The 16,957-nt window shown below is 58.8% G+C and carries 17 protein-coding genes and 1 pseudogene; 8 read left to right on the forward strand and 10 right to left on the reverse strand.

Annotated elements, in window-relative coordinates; all coding sequences use genetic code 11:
• The first annotated feature begins 54 nt into the window (after window positions 1-54).
• Window positions 55-615 carry a hypothetical protein gene (locus tag A7317_RS17070; protein ID WP_069076406.1) on the forward strand — a complete coding sequence of 187 codons (561 nt, stop codon included), beginning with the start codon at window positions 55-57 and terminating at the stop codon, window positions 613-615.
• A gap of 981 nt (window positions 616-1,596) precedes the next feature.
• Here the strand turns inward: A7317_RS17070 and A7317_RS31640 are convergent.
• From A7317_RS31640 to A7317_RS17090, 3 genes are all read right to left on the reverse strand, one after another.
• Window positions 1,597-2,034 carry a hypothetical protein gene (locus tag A7317_RS31640; protein WP_155766472.1) on the reverse strand — a complete coding sequence of 146 codons (438 nt, stop codon included), beginning with the start codon at window positions 2,032-2,034 and terminating at the stop codon, window positions 1,597-1,599.
• A 549-nt stretch (window positions 2,035-2,583) separates the two neighbouring features.
• Window positions 2,584-3,438 carry an MBL fold metallo-hydrolase gene (locus tag A7317_RS17085; RefSeq protein WP_069076409.1) on the reverse strand — a complete coding sequence of 285 codons (855 nt, stop codon included), beginning with the start codon at window positions 3,436-3,438 and terminating at the stop codon, window positions 2,584-2,586.
• Window positions 3,435-3,944: a hypothetical protein gene (locus A7317_RS17090; protein ID WP_041161171.1), complete on the reverse strand. Its 510-nt coding sequence runs from the start codon at window positions 3,942-3,944 to the stop codon at window positions 3,435-3,437. Before A7317_RS17090 ends, A7317_RS17085 begins: the two co-directional genes overlap by 4 nt.
• 126 nt (window positions 3,945-4,070) lie before the next feature.
• Here A7317_RS17090 and A7317_RS17095 point away from each other — a divergent pair, with 126 nt between their 5' ends.
• The gene (locus A7317_RS17095; RefSeq protein ID WP_069076410.1) at window positions 4,071-4,958 is read left to right on the forward strand and encodes a LysR substrate-binding domain-containing protein; all 888 of its coding nucleotides are present in this window, start codon (window positions 4,071-4,073) and stop codon (window positions 4,956-4,958) included.
• Between the two features lie 106 nt (window positions 4,959-5,064).
• On the opposite strand, the gene A7317_RS17100 is transcribed toward A7317_RS17095, so the two are convergent.
• The 3 genes from A7317_RS17100 to A7317_RS17110 all read right to left on the reverse strand — a co-directional run bounded on the left by A7317_RS17100 (window position 5,065) and on the right by A7317_RS17110 (window position 9,052).
• Entirely contained in the window at window positions 5,065-7,488 is a 2,424-nt protein-coding gene (locus A7317_RS17100) for a TonB-dependent siderophore receptor (protein ID WP_069076411.1), read from the reverse strand.
• A 98-nt stretch (window positions 7,489-7,586) separates the two neighbouring features.
• A complete protein-coding gene (locus tag A7317_RS17105) occupies window positions 7,587-8,549 on the reverse strand; it encodes a FecR domain-containing protein (protein ID WP_069076412.1) in 963 nt (320 codons plus the stop codon).
• Window positions 8,546-9,052 carry a sigma-70 family RNA polymerase sigma factor gene (locus A7317_RS17110; RefSeq protein ID WP_069076413.1) on the reverse strand — a complete coding sequence of 169 codons (507 nt, stop codon included), beginning with the start codon at window positions 9,050-9,052 and terminating at the stop codon, window positions 8,546-8,548. The genes A7317_RS17105 and A7317_RS17110 overlap by 4 nt, the downstream gene beginning before the upstream one ends.
• Window positions 9,053-9,469: 417 nt before the next feature.
• On the opposite strand from A7317_RS17110, the gene A7317_RS30880 reads away from it, so the two are divergent.
• The 3 genes from A7317_RS30880 (at window position 9,470) to A7317_RS17120 (ending at window position 11,299) form a co-directional block, all read left to right on the forward strand.
• Window positions 9,470-9,616 carry a hypothetical protein gene (locus A7317_RS30880; protein ID WP_024074943.1) on the forward strand — a complete coding sequence of 49 codons (147 nt, stop codon included), beginning with the start codon at window positions 9,470-9,472 and terminating at the stop codon, window positions 9,614-9,616.
• Between the two features lie 212 nt (window positions 9,617-9,828).
• Window positions 9,829-10,698, forward strand: a complete 870-nt coding sequence (locus A7317_RS17115; RefSeq protein WP_069076414.1) for an AraC family transcriptional regulator — start codon at window positions 9,829-9,831, stop codon at window positions 10,696-10,698.
• 109 nt (window positions 10,699-10,807) lie between these two features.
• Entirely contained in the window at window positions 10,808-11,299 is a 492-nt protein-coding gene (locus tag A7317_RS17120) for a GNAT family N-acetyltransferase (RefSeq protein ID WP_069076415.1), read from the forward strand.
• A 107-nt stretch (window positions 11,300-11,406) separates the two neighbouring features.
• On the opposite strand, the pseudogene A7317_RS31135 reads toward A7317_RS17120, so the two are convergent.
• Together A7317_RS31135 and A7317_RS17125 are read right to left on the reverse strand one after the other, a co-directional pair.
• Window positions 11,407-11,574 (reverse strand): annotated as a pseudogene (locus A7317_RS31135) (GNAT family N-acetyltransferase); the annotation flags it as partial.
• A gap of 29 nt (window positions 11,575-11,603) precedes the next feature.
• Window positions 11,604-12,161 carry a hypothetical protein gene (locus tag A7317_RS17125; protein ID WP_069076416.1) on the reverse strand — a complete coding sequence of 186 codons (558 nt, stop codon included), beginning with the start codon at window positions 12,159-12,161 and terminating at the stop codon, window positions 11,604-11,606.
• A gap of 152 nt (window positions 12,162-12,313) precedes the next feature.
• Between A7317_RS17125 and A7317_RS17130 the strand changes: the two genes are divergently transcribed.
• On the forward strand, window positions 12,314-13,207 hold the full coding sequence (locus A7317_RS17130; RefSeq protein WP_024074938.1) for an AraC family transcriptional regulator: 894 nt from the start codon (window positions 12,314-12,316) through the stop codon (window positions 13,205-13,207).
• Here the strand turns inward: A7317_RS17130 and A7317_RS17135 are convergent.
• Window positions 13,149-13,736: a LysE family translocator gene (locus A7317_RS17135; protein ID WP_024074937.1), complete on the reverse strand. Its 588-nt coding sequence runs from the start codon at window positions 13,734-13,736 to the stop codon at window positions 13,149-13,151. The two genes, A7317_RS17130 and A7317_RS17135, sit on opposite strands and share 59 nt — an antisense overlap.
• A gap of 191 nt (window positions 13,737-13,927) precedes the next feature.
• Here A7317_RS17135 and A7317_RS17140 point away from each other — a divergent pair, with 191 nt between their 5' ends.
• A complete protein-coding gene (locus tag A7317_RS17140; protein ID WP_237141770.1) occupies window positions 13,928-14,515 on the forward strand; it encodes a TetR/AcrR family transcriptional regulator in 588 nt (195 codons plus the stop codon).
• A gap of 54 nt (window positions 14,516-14,569) precedes the next feature.
• Here the strand turns inward: A7317_RS17140 and A7317_RS17145 are convergent, their stop codons facing one another.
• Window positions 14,570-15,274, reverse strand: a complete 705-nt coding sequence (locus A7317_RS17145; RefSeq protein ID WP_024074935.1) for a FadR/GntR family transcriptional regulator — start codon at window positions 15,272-15,274, stop codon at window positions 14,570-14,572.
• Window positions 15,275-15,595: 321 nt separating this feature from the next.
• On the opposite strand from A7317_RS17145, the gene A7317_RS17150 reads away from it, so the two are divergent.
• A complete protein-coding gene (locus tag A7317_RS17150) occupies window positions 15,596-16,945 on the forward strand; it encodes an MFS transporter (RefSeq protein ID WP_069076417.1) in 1,350 nt (449 codons plus the stop codon).
• The last annotated feature ends 12 nt before the right edge of the window (window positions 16,946-16,957 follow it).

Here is a 16,957-nt window from a genome sequence, read left to right on the forward strand (position 1 = left end):
TACGGCATTAAGTGACAGGAATGTCGGCTAATTGATAGTTAGGGAAAACTGAGTATGCGTCGCTTAATAGCCAATGGGTTTGTGTTTTTCAGCACTGCGATACTCTGTTCCGGCTGCACATCTTATTCGTCCCAGCCGACAATCAACGAACCCGCTGAACCCGAAACACAAGAAATCATCTCCAGCTTCAGTTACGCAATAAACTCCCCATGGAAAGACAGTCGCTTCGGCAAGGACGCATACTCAGCGACACTCAAAGTTATTCCCGATGCACAGGATACGGGCCCCAGCCTTGCCGCCCCGACCCTGCCGGAATTAGAAATAAAGATCTCGGAGTTCTCATCTGGCGGCGCTTGCGGACAAGATTACTTGGCGGGCCTGAGTCTGGGTTTGATCCCCAGTTGGTGTACGCGGACAAACCTTTTCAAGTTCAATTTTATATTGAATAAGGATCAGCGCTTTTGCAGGCAGAAAACCTACTCGATAAACGCCACGTCGTTTTCACATCTCACGATGATTCCGTTTGCACTATTCAATACGGACAATCAGCCATTGACGCTCTATCAGGCGGCGCTTAAAGATTTTCTTCGGATAGGTCAATGTGCGACGCGTTGAGATGCATGTTAACAGGCTTTGTTTTGCGGCTACGAGGGACTCATTCCAGGCGTTGGGACGTTCAAAATTTATCTCTGGTGAGCGGCAGCGTTTGGCCGATCTCTGCCTGTCGCAAGGGCCGTAATAGAGAGCGGGTGCCCAGACATTCAAACCATACGAGTAGATAATCGACTGCTACTTCAGCCATTTCCAGTGCGTATGAACAACGAATCTTCCCAACGCGAATCTACCGGCAGTGCAGCATATAACCTTGCGCAGGCCCACGGTGCCCGGCCCATGTCCGTTGATGGTTATCATCAAACGGTAGAACTGTGCTGTCGCGTCGCCTGCGGCTGGCTGTTCCGCTACAGGATCATTTGCAGCCTGGACATCCCAGCGCATGACCAAGAGTCATTCGCTGGCGCTGTAGGTTGCTTGGTTGCTGACGACGGAGAGATATGTGATCTCTCAGGTCCGATGTTCATGGACATGCTTCATATGCTGGCATAGCTCGCGGAACCACCTTGACCGAACTCTGACGTTCACTATGTATGGGTGGGAGTCGACCCAGAGCTGCCGGTGGCGACAGGCAGTCATCGGCCGATTCTGTTGAAAAAGTCGGCTTTTTCAGAACACAGCAGGATGGGCCCGTGAAAGCGCCTCTTCAGCACGTTTCTACGTGAAATCTCAGCCTGAAAGCTCTGCGGACATTCAAGATTTCAAACTCCGACGCGTACTTTGATGCCTCAAAAACTGCCGCCGACTTTTTCAACAGAATCGGCCAAAAGCAGTCACTCCGAATGCCTACGAAGTCAGGGGCGATTCAGGTGCCGCCGAAACATAAAAACTGTATGCCCGATAGTCACATCCCCCATGGAACCTTCCCAAAAAATGATGTCAATTTGATAGCTCGTTACAACAACAAGATCATCTTGGATCAGTCAGCGTCAGGCTATTTCCTGACACCTTATGGAGAGAGTGATGAGAGCTATCATTGCGATGTTATTGATGTTGAGTACCTACGCCCATGCTGGTTGCGGCAACATCAATGACAGCGATCAACGCGCTTATTGCGAAGCCAGAACCAATGGCCAAAGCTGCGGCAATATTCGCGACAACGACCTTCGGGCCAGTTGCTCGGCGGAAATGAACGGTCAAAGCTGCGGCAACATCCGTGACAGCGATCAACGCGCTTATTGCGAGGCCAAAACCAATGGCCAAAGCTGCGGCAATATTCGCGACAACGACCTTCGGGCCAGTTGCTCGGCGGAAATGAACGGTCAAAGCTGCGGCAACATCCGTGATAGCGATCAACGCGCTTATTGCGAGGCCAAAACCAATGGCCAAAGCTGCGGCAACATTAAAGACAGCACCTTGCGTAACGAGTGTGATGCCATAAAGCGTTGATCTCCGAGTCACGCGGGACCAGCCGCTCTTCATCGACGCTGGACCCGCGCACTTGAACTCGTCAGTTGTTAAAGCGCCTGACGATTTCTTATCCTCGTGGCCACCTCTGCCCAATCGATACCGAAGTTCAGATGTACCTCACCACCTGTACGCCTTGGGTCCAGGTTGTGTGAAAACGGGCTGGATGCCTCCCGCCATATCCTTTTCCCTGTCGTGACTTCGAAGCCTAGATTAGGCACCTCGCAATCAAGTGCCTATCGTCAATGCCTTTGGCCGAAAGCGTTTCCGGAGGATAAAAATTGGGGTCACACCACTGAGCCCGAGCCAAGATGGACGATTCGCTGCTGATCGTGGTCGTCCAGCCACAACCCTGCCCAGGATCCATCGCCCCCCGTCCTGAGGAATATTGAGAGCCGCTCGTTTACTCTGGGATCTTCGCAGGCCGTCCATCGAGCAGTATCGGCGGAGTCCGGAACGTGAAAGGCGGTGATAGCGCTGTTGTTGTATTCAGGTTCGGGATGCAAGTTCATGTCTTTCCTAATCATTGTCTTTAGCGAGCATCGTAAATGAAGCAGGATTGGCTCACGTTTCGTAAGCAATGACGTAGCGGTTACCGCAGCGCTTGATATGAGCAAAGCCAAGCGAGCCCAAGTGCATGCCAGCAACCATCAAGTTGTCTGAACTGGCAACATCCAGCACTCTCGTTCGCGTGGCCGCCGATAGCAGCGGGTCCTGGTCGAATACAATCGTGACATCGGGGCGGGCAATCTGAATCTGAGGAAAGTGAACGATATCGCCCCACACCAGCAGGTTGCCCACCCCGGACTCGAAGCAGTATCCGCAGTGCCCGACGGTATGCCCAGGCAACGGCATCGCGCTGATGCCTGGCAATACATCATTGACGGTGAACGGGCGCAGGTTTTTCCGGTACCGCTCGAACACCCTTCGTGCAAACAGGAAGTTACCACGGGCGCGTTCACTGGCCTGGCCAAGATGGCCATCGTCCTCCCAGAACATTAGCTCTCGCTCGTGCACAACCAACTCAGCATTGACGAACGCCATCTCTCCCACTGCGTTCAACAAGCCACCGATGTGGTCGGGGTGCGCGTGGGTCAGCAGAATCGTGTCTATTTCGCCGGGCTTCACGCCAGCCACTGCAAGATTGGCCAGTAACTCGCCGCCCCATTGTTTGAAGCCTCCGGCCCCGGCGTCGATCAGAATCGTACGACCACGCCCACGCACCAGATAACAATTGATATGGATTGAGGCTGGATTGCTGATCCCGGCGGCTAACTGAAGCCGGGCCGCTTCCGTTGGTGTGATGTTGGCTAGAAAATCCAGGCTAGCACCCAGGTAGCCGTCGCTGATGGCTGTGATTGAATAATCGCCAATTTGCTGGCTGGGGAGTCTCCCACGAGGTAGGTCCACGTGACTCATGACTGTAACTGCGCAGTCATTGCACGATAGACATTCAGTCCCGGCAGATCGATGGCCCTGGCCTGAGCGCAATCCAGTTTGGCCAGCCAGCGGTGTGCAGGGGTACCGTCCAAAGCGACGGCGTGTAGCGCTATAGGTGTAAGGCCTGACTCAATAAGTACTTGAGGGCCTTGTTCACTGACCAACAGGAATTCGTCCGCGCCCACGGCAACTGCCCGGTCCAGGCCGGCGTAGAGGTTGCGTCTCCAATCAGTGATGTGCGACTGCCAACGGGAAAAGTTGCCGCCCCCTTTTTGGCGGTACTCATCGCTCTGCAATACGGCCAGCGTGTCGACTGAATGCAGGGCCAAGTAGGCCGGACAATCGCCGCTCAAGGCTTTGAATCGCTGTGAGGAGCTAAAACCACTCACCGAGATCAACGCGGGCAGTTTTTCCAGGCTGTAAAACGCATTCCACTCGGCTTCGCTGGCGGGATCGGCGTAGTTGCATTCGACTGTGTAAATCATCATGGCACTTCACTTATTGATGTTTCATCATGCTAGCGGCACCCCAAGCAGCCATAAAACGACTTTTCGGCACCCATCAGTGACTAAACATCAAGGTTGGTGCTTTGACTTGAACCAGGAAAGCCCATGCGTCGAAAGCTCCCGAGTAACGCTGCCTTGATAGCCTTTGAAACAGCAGCCCGCCATGGCAGTTTTGCCCGTGCCGCAAACGAGTTGGCCCTGACCGAAGGCGCCATCAGTCGGCAGATAGGCCGCCTGGAAGCCTTTCTCGGCGTCACCCTATTCGAGCGCGTTGGCAACCGCGTACGGCTCTTACCTAATGGTGAGCGCTACGCTGCCCAAGTGCGCGAACTCCTCGACCGACTCGACAGGGACAGCCAGTACCTGATGGGACAGCCCAGCGACGGCGCAAGCCTTGATATCGCCGTCAGCCCAACGTTTGCCCTGCGCTGGCTAATTCCCAGGCTGTCTGGCTTTTGCGCGCAACACCCGAATATCTGCGTGCACCTGTCGGAACGCATGGAGCCATTCGTACTTGCCGGGAGTGGCTTTGATGCCGCCATCCATTTTGAGCATCCGGCCTGGACAGGCATGCACACGCATCGCCTGTTGAACGAAGTATTAATTCCGGTTTGTCACCCTGCTCTCCTGAATCCCGGTGAGCAGGCAACGGCTCTGGATTCACTGCCGCGATTACACCGACGACAGAACCCGGATGCGTGGCAGCGCTATGCCCAGGAAACCGGGATTGTCCTGAGCAACCCAGCGATGGGCGCACGCTACGATTTGCACGCGATGTTGATCGAGGCTGCACTGGCGGGGCTCGGCGTGGCACTCGTACCGCGTCTGTACGTGGAAGCAGAGTTGGCGCAAGGCCGGCTGGTTGCGCCATGGCCCCAGGAGAAGAACATCGCCAAGACGTTTTGCCTCGTGTTACCCGAACCCCTTGAGCTAAGCCGCGCTCCCATCCAGGCCTTTGCGCATTGGCTGTTGGAGCAAGCGCAGGTGAAATAGAGGCATACACATATCGAGTCCTTGTCTGGCGACTGCGCTTGCTTGCCGATCCGGTCGCCAAGGTGACGATTACCAATCGATAACTTTCGCAAGCAAGCGCAAGGCCTTACCAGTTGTAGCTCAACGACCCGGTCACATTTCGGCGATACCCGTATTTGCAGCTGTCGCCGGTGTAGCCACACTGAGAAACATAGGTTTCGTCGGTCAGGTTGGACGCATTGAGTGCGAGCTTCGCCCCTGCATAGGATGAAGACAGCTTGCCCAGATCGTAGCTTAGGCTGGCGTCAAACAGCGTGTAGTGGGGAATGCCTTCGCTGTTTTGCGAGTCGATATAGCTGGGGCCGACATAGCGTACCCCTCCTCCTATCGCCAAGCCCGATAGCGCACCACTCTGAACGGTGTATTGCGACCACAGCGAGGCCAGTTGTTCAGGGGTATTGCCAGGTTGATTGCCTTTTTCATCGGCGGTATTGCTGCGGGTAATTTCAAGGTGTGAATAGCTGTAGTTGGCCATCAACTCCAGAGCATCGGACAACTGCGCCTTGCTTTCCAGTTCGATACCACGCGACTGGATTTCTCCGGTCGCCACCGAGAAACGATTGTTGGCGGGATCGGCAGTCAGCACGTTTTGCCGCGTCAGGTCGAACAGCGAGACGGTCACATAGCTGTCACTCCCCTTGGGCTGGAATTTGATCCCGACTTCGTACTGGCGACCGGTTTCGGGTTCGAAGGCACTGCCGTCACGCGCCACCGCCGTGATGTTAGGGAAAAACGACTCGGAATAGCTCGCATAGGGCGCCACGCCGTTGTCTGCCAGGTACATCACCCCGGTCCGCCACGTGAAGGCGTGATCGCGCTGCTTGAGGTCTGCCGCCGTATCGGTGGCGTAATGGATCGTTTTCGAGCGTGCCCAGTCTTGGCGACCACCGAGATTGAAGACCCAGTGGTCGTCAAATTTGAGCTGTTCCGAGAGATACACACCCACCTGGTCAAGCTGGCGACGCTGGTTGATGTCGTAGAAGGCGTCCAGGTCGCTGTAGTCCTGGTGATAGACCGGCGCATAGATATCCAGTGGATCAACCACGTTGCCGCCCCCCAACTGGTTGGTGCTGGCGTGCTGCAAATCGATCCCGACCAAGGTTGTATGTTCGAAACGGCCGACGTTCCACTGGGCTTGGAAGTGGTTATCGAGCAGCGCATTCTTCACCTCTTCGTGGCCCAGATAACCGAAGCGGCCCACTGTGCGCTGGTCGTCATCCAGGCCATATTGGTAAATCGTGCGCTGTTCCTGATAGGAACGGCTGTAACGGGCGTTTTGGCGGAATGTCCAGATATCATTGAGGTGATGCTCAAACTGATACCCCAGTGACCACTGTTCTACGTCATATTTGTCGAAGTCAGGGTCGCCGACAAAACGATCCGTGGCGATCCGTCCGTAACGCGAGCTATCGAGGGTGCCTACCCGTGGCAAGGCGTAGTAGCCCAGCACATTGCGGTCTTTTTGAAATGACGCCAGAACCGTCAGCGAGGTGTCTTCCGAGGGCCGCCAACTGATTGCCGGGGCGATGAATTGACGGTCATCACGGGCGTAGTCGATTTGCGTACCGCTCTCTCGCCACAACCCGGTGAGGCGATAACTCAAGACGCCATCGTCGCTAAGCGGCCCGCCGAAGTCCGCCGCCAATTGCTTGCGATCAAAACTGCCTGCCTGCACCACCAGTTCATGAAGCGGCTCATCGGTGGGACGCTTGCTGATCACGTTGACCATGCCGCCCGGTGAGCTCTGACCGTAGAGCACCGACGATGGCCCGCGCAGGACTTCCACTCGCTCCAGTCCATAGACTTCACCCACGGCACGGCTCTGGTTGGCAAAGCTGTACTGGCGCAGGCCATCACGATAGATCCCACCGCCCGTTGTCGCGTCAAAGCCACGAATACTGATCGTGTCGCGCCGGGTATCGACGCCGTTGGCTTCACCATTGACCCCCGCCGTATAGCGCAGCACCTGCCCGATGCTTTGTGGCTGCTGGGCATCGATCTGCTTACGGGTGACCACGCTGATCGATTGAGGCGTTTCCATGATCGACGTATCGGTCTTGTTGGCACTCATGGTTCGGCTGGCGACCAGGCCATCGTTGCGGCCCAGCGAGGTGTCGTACGCAGTGCCACTGATTGCGGTCGGCGCCAACTCCAGCACGTCGCTGCTGCTCGGTACCAGCAGCAGGCTACCGTCATCCTGGCGCTGATAGGTCAGCCCCGAGCCGAGCAAGAGCTGCGTCAAGCCGGCCTCAGTACTGAAATCGCCTTGCAGCCCCTGGGTATTCTTGCCAGCCGTCAGCGTTGAGCTACCCGCCATGGTGATCCCCGCCTGTGCGCCAAACCGTGACAGCGCGGCATCCAGGGGGCCTGCGTCGATGCTGTAATGCTGCGAACTACCGGCGGCAAAGACAGGAAGGCTGCAAAGCGGTTGCACGCTGAGCAACAACAGTCCAAGCGTACGGGCACGCAGGGCGCGGGAAGGTGAAGTCATACGGGGCTCCTAAGGGGTTAAGACCCACCTCTGGCGGGTGGGTGATCCCTATAGGCCAAGCGAGTTTGAAAAAACTATCGCGCAGCGGAAAAAATAATTCAGGCGGGTACGATCGAAACCCAATAGCGGGTCATGCGCTCGATACGCACCGGCAGCGTGCGAGCGACCAGCGTCAATGCTGCATCGGTGTCATCCAGCGAAAAACTGCCGGTGAGGCGTAACCCTGACACCTGCTCATGGCAACGTAAAACACCGGGACGGTAACGCGAGAGTTCCGCCACCAGGGCATCCAGGCGCAGGCGATCCGCCGGCAGCACTCCGCGCAGCCAAGCCTGGGAGACCAGGAGATCGGCGCGGTTTGGCACGCCAATCCCGAAGCGGTCCACGCGTGCCTGCCATCCAGCCTCGAACGAGGATGGCGCTTGTTGGCCTCGTGAGTGCACCTGCACCTGGCCTTCCAGTACCGTCACCTGCGTGCCCTGCCGATCATGGCGCACCTGCAAATACGCGTCGCGACTCTGCAGGATCGCGTCCGGTGTGATCAGTTGCAGCGAGCGCGACTCTGCCCGAACACGCAAGGCCAACTCACCCTCGATCATCTGGATGCGCCGCAATTGGTCGGTAAAATCCAGGTTCACGGCGCTGGCCGTGTTCAGCCACAGCGAGCTGCCATCAACCAGGGTCCACTGGTGACGCTCGCCCGTTCCTGTGCGGTAGTTCGCCAGTGCGGCGCGCACCGGCGTGGAGCCCGCGCCTTGCCAGGCAACCCCGCCAACCGCCCCCAGGATCAACAGGCGCTTGAGTACCTGCCGACGTTTCTGCATGTCCGGCCCGGCCGATTCCAGTGCCCTGCGCGCGGTGGCATCGCGCAAAAGATTTGCGCCAGGCTGCTGCAACAACGGCAAGCTGGCGACACGTTGCCAGGCATGTTCATGCTCATCGCTCGCCTCGCGCCAACACCGCAATGCCTCCAGATCAGGCGCATTCATCAGCCCGGACTGCATCCTGACAAGCCAATCAATGGCGGTATCGCGCACCTGCGGACTAATGTCGGACCTCATTCGAAACGGCTCGCATAGCAAACGCGGAAGGCTTTTCCCATGGCCCTTTGCACTTGAGCCACGGTCAGCCCCAACTGCGCAGCGATCTGTGGATACGTCAGGCCGTCGAGCTGAGACATGAAGAAAACCTGTCGTATGCGCGCAGGCAGGCCAATCAGCAACGAGTCGAGTTGCAACAAGGTTTCGATCACCAGATAGCGGGCCTCGGGTGACGATTCCACCCCTTCGGGTCGAGCAGCCAACGCTTCAAGATAAGCCCGCTCAATCTCCTGGCGGCGCCAGCGATTGATCAGCAGTCCATTGGCAATCGCTGCGAGAAACGCCATGGGCTGGCGCAACTCGCGCACCTGCTGAGGCGCGCGCAGCACGCGGATGAACGTGTCGTGGGCCAGGTCCTCGGCATCGGCACTCTGCCCCAATCGCCGGTTCAGCCAGCCCTGCAGCCAGCCGTGATGATTCTCGTACAACTGTTCGACGGACGATATTGGGCTGGCATCCTGCATGTGAGGCTCGCGAGGCGTGAATGATAACGCTTCTCATCTTATTGGTCCGGCGGAGGGTTGTACAGCGTTTACACATGTTTCGCGGTGGAATTCTCCGCCAATCAAACTACGACCCGGTGACCTTGCGGTGCGTGTGGGCAGGAAATTCCGTGTCGTTTCGCTGACTCCCCAGCCTCAACGCCACCGCGGGCGGCTCGAAACTGTCCCGTTCGAATTGATCAACCGGGGCCCCGCCTCAGTTGTCCGAATTTGATTATATCTTGGCAGCATACTCAATATCGGCAATCCCCAGCAGTCCCTACCATCCTCATCAAGGCCATTGCCGACGGCGAGACTCAACCGATCATGCGGCGCTGGCTGGACGGGAAACGCGGATATCCGCACCCGTTTCAGTTCAAACAACCAGGGTGAGATGAAATGAAGCAACTTCTTATTTGGGCGCTTTTCGGCACGATCGTGTCGACTCCACTGGCCGCGCAGGCATCGGATGGGGCTGATGCGTTGGTGCGCTGGCATGAGCAATTCAAGCAAGAGCAAAAAAAGCTCACTGAGCGCCAGGAGTGATCATGGCTTCGGTTCCAAGCCGGCAGTTCTCAGCCATCCGGCTTGATCTATGTGCCGGGAGCTGTCGTTCAGGCGGCAACTATATGGCCATGGCCGGCACCGCGCACGTCGGTGAGTCCGCTGGTCTATACACTTGAGCAAGTACGGCTAGGCGCAGGCATGTGGGTATAGTCGATCCTATCGTCCAGCGCACATCCCGGAGTTTCCAACCCGTGTCTGACTTGCCAGGCAACGCCGCCTACACAAAACGCTTCGACGCCGTACTCGCCTATATCGACGCGAATCTTGAAGGCGACTTGTCGGTGAAGACGCTGAGCCAAGTGGCGTATTTTTCGGCGTTTCACTTCCATCGGCAGTTCACCGCGTTTGTGGGCATGCCTGTTGCGCGCTATGTGCAGCTGATGCGTCTACGACGCGCGGCGCATGACTTGTCTTCCCGCGCTGACTATTCGGTGCTGGAGGCCGCATCGGGGGCGGGCTTTGAAAGTCCAGAAGCCTTTTCCAGGGCGTTCAGGCGAGCGTTCGGCATGGCGCCGAGCGCATTCAGAAAGCGGCCGAATTGGCAGGTCTGGCGTGGGGTGTTCAGCGTCCCTCATTTTTCCAGGAGCATCATCATGCAGGTACGAATAGTTGAGTTTCATTCCGTCAGGGTTGCTGCATTAGAGCACCTCGGCGACCCAGAGCGCGTGGATGAAAGCGTGCAGTCATTCATCGCCTGGCGCATGCAGAGCGGGCAATCGCCGGTAGCTTCCAGTCGCAGCTTCGGTATTCCTTTCGGCAATCCTGATACCACCCCGGCCGATGAGTTCCGGTTTGCCATTTGCGGCGAGATCCACGCGCCGCTGGCAGCAAATGCGTTCGGCGTCACTGAACGCGTCATCCCGGGTGGCCGCTGTGTGGTGGTGCGTCATGTGGGTTCGCCGGATCACATCGCAGAGTCGATCTATCCGATCTATCGTGACTGGCTCCCTGGCAGCGGCGAAGAGCTTCGAGACCAGCCGTTGTTTTTCGAGTACCTGAGCATCTTCCCCGAAACACCGCAGGATCAATGGCAGACCGATATTTATGTGCCATTGCAATAGCAGCGCTTTACCGCCGGTAGAGTGAAGAATGCCCATCCAAGGCCGCGATGGCGGTGTTATTGGTGCACCGCTATGATGTGGCCTTTCGCTAAACGCCTCAGGAAAGACCATGCCCGCCCTCACCTTCCGCAACGCCCTGCCCGCCGACGCCGCCCGTTGCTTTGATATCGAAATCAGCGCCTATGAGGGCGACGAAGCCGCGACGCTGGAGAAGATCGCCACGCGTATTGCGCAATACCCGCAAGGTTTTTTGATCCTGGAGGCCGCTGGCGAGGTGGTGGGTTTTATCAATTGTGGCTGCGCCCATCAGGTGGTGATGTCGGACGAGGCGTTCAAGGAGCTGGTGGGCCATTCGCCCGAAGCGCCGAATGTGGTGATCATGTCGGTGGTGGTCGACCCGGCGCATCAGGGCAAGGGCTATTCCACGCTGCTGATGACCGAATTTGTGCAACGTATGCGGGCCATGGGCAAGCAGACCATTCACCTGATGTGCAAGGAGCGCCATGTGTCGTTGTACACGCGCATGGGCTACCGCTATGTGCAACCTTCGCCCTCGGATCACGGCGGGATGGCGTGGCATGAGATGGTGATGGCTTTTTAATGGAGCCCCGTGAAACCAATCCCGTTTGCAGCCTCCAGCCAGGCACCACGAGTTGACTCGGAATGCCTTGATGTCCAGGACTCGGATTAGCAGCCGGGTGTTTCTGTCTAAAGCGCTGTGATCGTCAGGGCTTTACCGAACAACCGGTTCTCATGGGTTTCGCCCTGGAAGGTATACGTCGGCGAACCGAGCAGCTCGTACCCGCGCCGAGGGTAGAACCCCAGCGCCCGCTCATTACCCACCCACACCGTCGCCCACACTAACGTCGCGCCCCCCAGCCGCCCAAGGCTGGGTAGTAAGGTTTTTACGGGTTAGAGATTAACGTCCCCGTACCGGCAGGCGGGTAGATGATTTCCTGGGTATCCAGGTTCCGGATGCTGGAATAGGTGTGGTACTGGGTACTGTAGTTGGGCCCGACCCCCTGGGTGCTTGCACTCAGGCGGTAGGTCACCACATAACGCTGCCCGGCCTTGAACTCCACGTCGTCGGCGCCTTCATTACAGAACGCACCGCCAGTGCCCAGGGCATTCATCGACACGTTGCACCAGCGCAGCGAATGTTTGCCAGGGCTGAGCTTCAGTGCCTGTTCGCCGGTCACGTTGAGGATCGAGTGACGGCCAGCGCCGGGCAAGGGCACACCATCGACTTCGAACGCCAAGGCCAGGCGGTGAAATGGCACGCCCAGTTCACGTTCGCGCCAGGTATCGAAGTACACCAGCGCGGGGTTGGGGGCGCCGTTGGACAGGTCGACGGGGTGAAGTTTTTCCGGGGCCCAGTCGCCCTGGTAGTTTTTGTAGTGGTAGTCGGAGCAGGCGCCGAGCAGTGGCAAGGTCAATACGGCGGCAAGTTTCAGCAGTTTCATCGGGTAACGGTCCTTGTGGGCGATGAGAGCCTATCGACAGCACTTTTGTTTTCTTGAATAACCATCGCGCCCAAACACTGACAACCATGGCGGTGCCTCGCCGGGCTGTGTAATCATCGCCTCTCGATCTCTCGAGGGATGGAGCCACCGCCATGTCGCTGAACACCACCACCCACCCGGCGCAAGCACCGCGCTTCTGGCGTGACGAGCGTCTGCCGTTCATCGAAGCGCGGACCATTGCCGACGGGCGCAAGGTCACCTACACCCGCCACTCCCACGAGCATTTTTCCATCGGTGCGATCACCACCGGGCGCAGCTATTACCACTATGGCGCGCAGACCTTCCAGATCAGCGCCGGCACCGTGGTATTGATGAACCCCGGCGATGTGCACGCGTGCAACCCGATCCATGACCAGCCCTGGTCGTATCACATGCTCTACCTCGACACCCCGTGGCTGACCGACCTGCAATACCAACTGGGGTTCAGTACCGACCAGGGGTATCGCCCGTTCAGTGCGCCGCACACCCGCGACCCGGTGCTGTACAAGGGCCTGATCGAGCTGTACCAGGTGCTGCTGGATGAGCAGGCCGAATTGCTGCACAAACAGAGCGTGCTGGTGAGTTACTTCACGGAAGTGCAACAGCGCCTGAACCCTTCGCCGGCCCCCGTGCGGGAGGTCAACCACAAGCTGGAGCGGGCCGCCGAGTACATCCGCACGCACTGCACCGAGGCCTTGAAACTGGAAGACATCTGCCTGGCCGCCGAGCTGTCGCCGTCTTATCTGATCCGCGCGTTCAAGCAGTATTACGGGCTGACGCCCCATGCCTTCCTGGTGAACCGGCGCATCCAGTTTGCCCGTACCCAATTGCGCAAGGGTGAGTTGATCGCCGATGTGGCCTTGGCTGCCGGCTTTGCCGACCAGGCGCATTTCCAGCGCACCTTCAAACAGCATTTCGCGGCCACGCCCGGGCAGTACCGCGACTTGCTCAAGCCATCAGCAAATAACCCACACTGGCCACCAGCAACGCGGCCATTGAGCGGTTGAACAGGCGCACGCCGTGCGGGTTGCCGAGGTAGCGGCGCAAGAACGTACCGGCATAGGCCCAGCACGCTACCGACAGGTAGCAGATCACCAGGTAGAGCCCGGCAAACAACCACACTTGCCGGGCGTCGCCATCGGCGACAAACAAGCCCATCCCCGCCACGCAGGCCAGCCAGGCTTTCGGGTTGAGCCATTGCATGATCGCGCCATAGAGCATCGACGGCGCGGTGGCCGAGCCGTCGGCGTCCAGCCGGCCATCGTCCACCGCCAGCTTCCACGCCATGTACAACAGGAAGGCTACCCCGCCCCACTGGATCAACTGAGTCAGGATCGGCCAGCGCACCAGGACTTCATGCAGCCCCAGGCCGATCAGCACCAGTAGCAACGTAAAACCTGTGGCGGCGCCGAACACGTGTTTCTGGCTGGCGGCAAACCCGAAGCGCGCGCCTGAACTGAGCGCAACCACATTGACCGGGCCCGGGGTGATGGAGGTAGCCAGAGCGAAGGCCGCCATGGAAATGATCAAGCTCATTGCAGTTCCTTTTTGTCATGCCAAGCGAAGATGACTTCACGGTAAAGGGCCAGGCCAACGCGGTATTGAACAAAATGACCCTGGCGCCTCAAATGCGCCCCGGTTGGGCTTCCTTGACGGTAAATAGACCCTGTACCCTGTCGCCGCGCCCCCACTGTGCGCCGACCGATCCCAGCCACGTCAGGATGCCAATGCCAAACCCGATTCCTCGACGGCGCGATGCCGCCGTCACCCGCGACGCCATTTTGCTGTCTGCGCGCAAGGTGTTCGCCCGCTCGGGCTATGACGCCGCTACCGTGCACGACATCGCCGTCGGCGCGGGCCTGACCACGGCGCTGGTCGACCGCTACTTCAGTTCCAAGGAGCAGTTGTTCGCCGACGTTGTCGCCGACACCCTGGCCCGCCCGCTTATTCCCGCCGACGGTCATCTGCGTGCGGACAACCTCGGGCGCACCCTGGCGACGGCACTGGTGAGCATCAGCGACGACAGCAGCGCGTCGCTGGAAGGTTGGCTGCTCCTGCTGCATTCGGCGTCGAGCCCACGCGTAGCGGCGATTGGCCGCGCGCAGCTGGAAAACAGTCAACAGCCGAGCATGGCCGCGACGCTCAAGGGCGCGCACGCGCAAGAACGCGCGGCGCTGGCGATGGCGCTGGTGGCGGGCTTTCAGGTGATGCGCCAGCAACTGGCGTTGTCGGCACTGGTCAAGGCTGACCCGCAGGTGTTGATTGACTTGCTGACACCGCTCTTTCAGCAGTTGGTAGACGCACCCTCGACGTGACGGACGTGCGGCCATTCAACTGGAGTGAGCATGGGGACCGGGCTGCACACTGGCTTACTCGCCGGTCATGCGCGCCAGGCTGTTGCTCAAATGCAGCAGCATCGCCGCGCGTGCCGCGTCAGGGTCCTGGCGGCGGATGGCGTTGAGGATCGCCTCATGTTCCAGGTTGGCCAACTGCCCCAGCTTCATCAAGTCCGCATCGCCGCGCTCCTGGGCATTGATGCGCGCGCGTGGAATCACTGAATTGCCCAGGTGCTGGATCACGTCGGTGAAGTAGGTGTTGCCGGTGGCCTGGGCGATCAATTGGTGAAAACGCACATCGGGCTCGACGCTGCTGCTGTCCTGGTTGCCGAGTGAGTCCTGGTAATCGTCGAGGGCCTGGCGCATCTGCTGCAATTGCGCGTCGCTGCGGCGCAAGGCGGCCAGGGCGGCGGCCTGGGTTTCCAGGCCCATGCGCAATTCGAGGATGCCGCGCACGCTGACGGCGGTGTCATGGGTCAGGTGCAGGCCCTGGCGCTCGTCGCGCGCCAGCACAAATGTGCCCACGCCATGCCGGGTTTCCACCAGCCCGGCCGCCTGCAGTTTCGACAATGCCTCGCGCACGACCGTGCGGCTGACGCCGTACTCGCCGACGATGGCGGATTCGGAGGGCAACCTCTCGCCCGGCAGCATTTGGCCAAGGAGGATGCGCTGGGTCAGCGCGGTGACGATGTCATGGGCCAGGCCCTGGGAGCGCTTGCGAGGGGGGTTGTTGAGCATCGGTCATTCCATGCATGGGACTCGGCCAATACTAACACCCTCGATCGCCACCAACTTGTATGACAACAAACAAACTTATCCTTTGCGATGCTGCGTTTTTTTACCGGACCGACTTGCCTGCGGGGAAAGTCCCGCAGCGCATACCTCCCGCAATATCGATGTTATTCGAGGGAAACCGGCTTCCACACAGCGTGCAGACAACTGAAATTTACGTTGCCACATCGAAAATCCAAGTTGTATGATGTCTATCAAGTTGTCAGACCTCTCCGACAACCCCTGAACCCATCCCCGCACAACAATAATCAGTGGGAGTTCTACCTCGTGACCCCTTCCAGCCCTGCGACAGCTGCGCCTGCCCTCGACCCCGTCCTGGCCCGCGCGATCAAGAAAGTGAAGAGCCATGCGCTCCCACTGTTCGTGATCATGTTCATCGTCAACTACATCGATCGCGTCAATATCGGCTTCGTGCGCACCCACATGGAACACGACCTGGGCATCGGCGCGGCCGCCTATGGTTTCGGTGCCGGCTTGTTCTTTATCGGCTATGCCTTGTTCGAAGTCCCCTCCAACCTGCTGCTGCAAAAAGTCGGCGCGCGTATCTGGCTGACCCGCATCATGTTCACCTGGGGCATCACCGCAACCCTGATGGCCTTTATCCAGAACGAAACCCACTTCTACATCCTGCGTTTTCTGCTGGGGGTGGCCGAGGCCGGGTTCTTTCCGGGGGTGATCTACTACTTCACCCGCTGGTTGCCTGGGGTTGAGCGCGGCAAGGCGATTGCGATCTTCCTCAGCGGCTCGGCCCTGGCTTCGCTGATCTCCGGCCCGCTGTCCGGCGTGCTGCTGCAAATCACCGGGCTGGGCCTGCATGGCTGGCAATGGATGTACATCATCGAAGGCATGGCCTCGGTGCTGCTGTGCTTTTTCGTGTGGTTCTGGCTCGACTCCAAGCCCCACGATGCCAAGTGGCTCGGCCGTGAGGAACAGGACGCACTGGTGGGCGAAATCGAGCGCGAACAACGCGAGCGTGACGCCGCCACCACGGTCAAGCCGAGCCTGGGCAAGCTGCTCAAGGACCGCCAGATCATGCTGTTCTGCGCGCTGTATTTCTGCATCCAGCTGACCATCTATGCCGCCACCTTCTGGCTGCCGAGCATCATCAAGAAAATGGGCGACCTGAGTGATATCCAGGTGGGCTTCTACAACTCCATCCCCTGGCTGATCTCGATCATCGCCATGTACTCATTCGCGGCGCTGGCCGGCAAGTACAAGCACCAGCAGGCGTGGGTAGCCACGGCGCTGTTGATTGCAGCGGCGGGCATGTTTTTCTCCACCACCGGCGGACCGATCTTTGCGTTTGTCGCCATCTGTTTTGCGGCGATTGGCTTCAAGTCGGCGTCGTCACTGTTCTGGCCGATCCCCCAGGGTTACCTGGATGCACGCATCGCGGCGGCAGTGATTGCGTTGATCAACTCGATTGGCAACCTTGGCGGGTTTGTCGCGCCCACGACCTTCGGTTTCCTGGAACAGACCACCGGGTCGATCCAGGGCGGTTTATATGGGCTGGCCGGCACCTCGATCCTCGCGGCGATCCTGGTGTTTTTCGCCAAGACCCTGCCAGGCGCCCACACCCCCAGCGTGCCGCACCCCGCCCCCGTCTTGAGCAAATAAGGAAGCGTTTTC

The sequence above is a fragment of the Pseudomonas fluorescens genome (assembly GCF_001708445.1).
Classification (GTDB): Bacteria; Pseudomonadota; Gammaproteobacteria; order Pseudomonadales; family Pseudomonadaceae; genus Aquipseudomonas; species Aquipseudomonas gorinensis.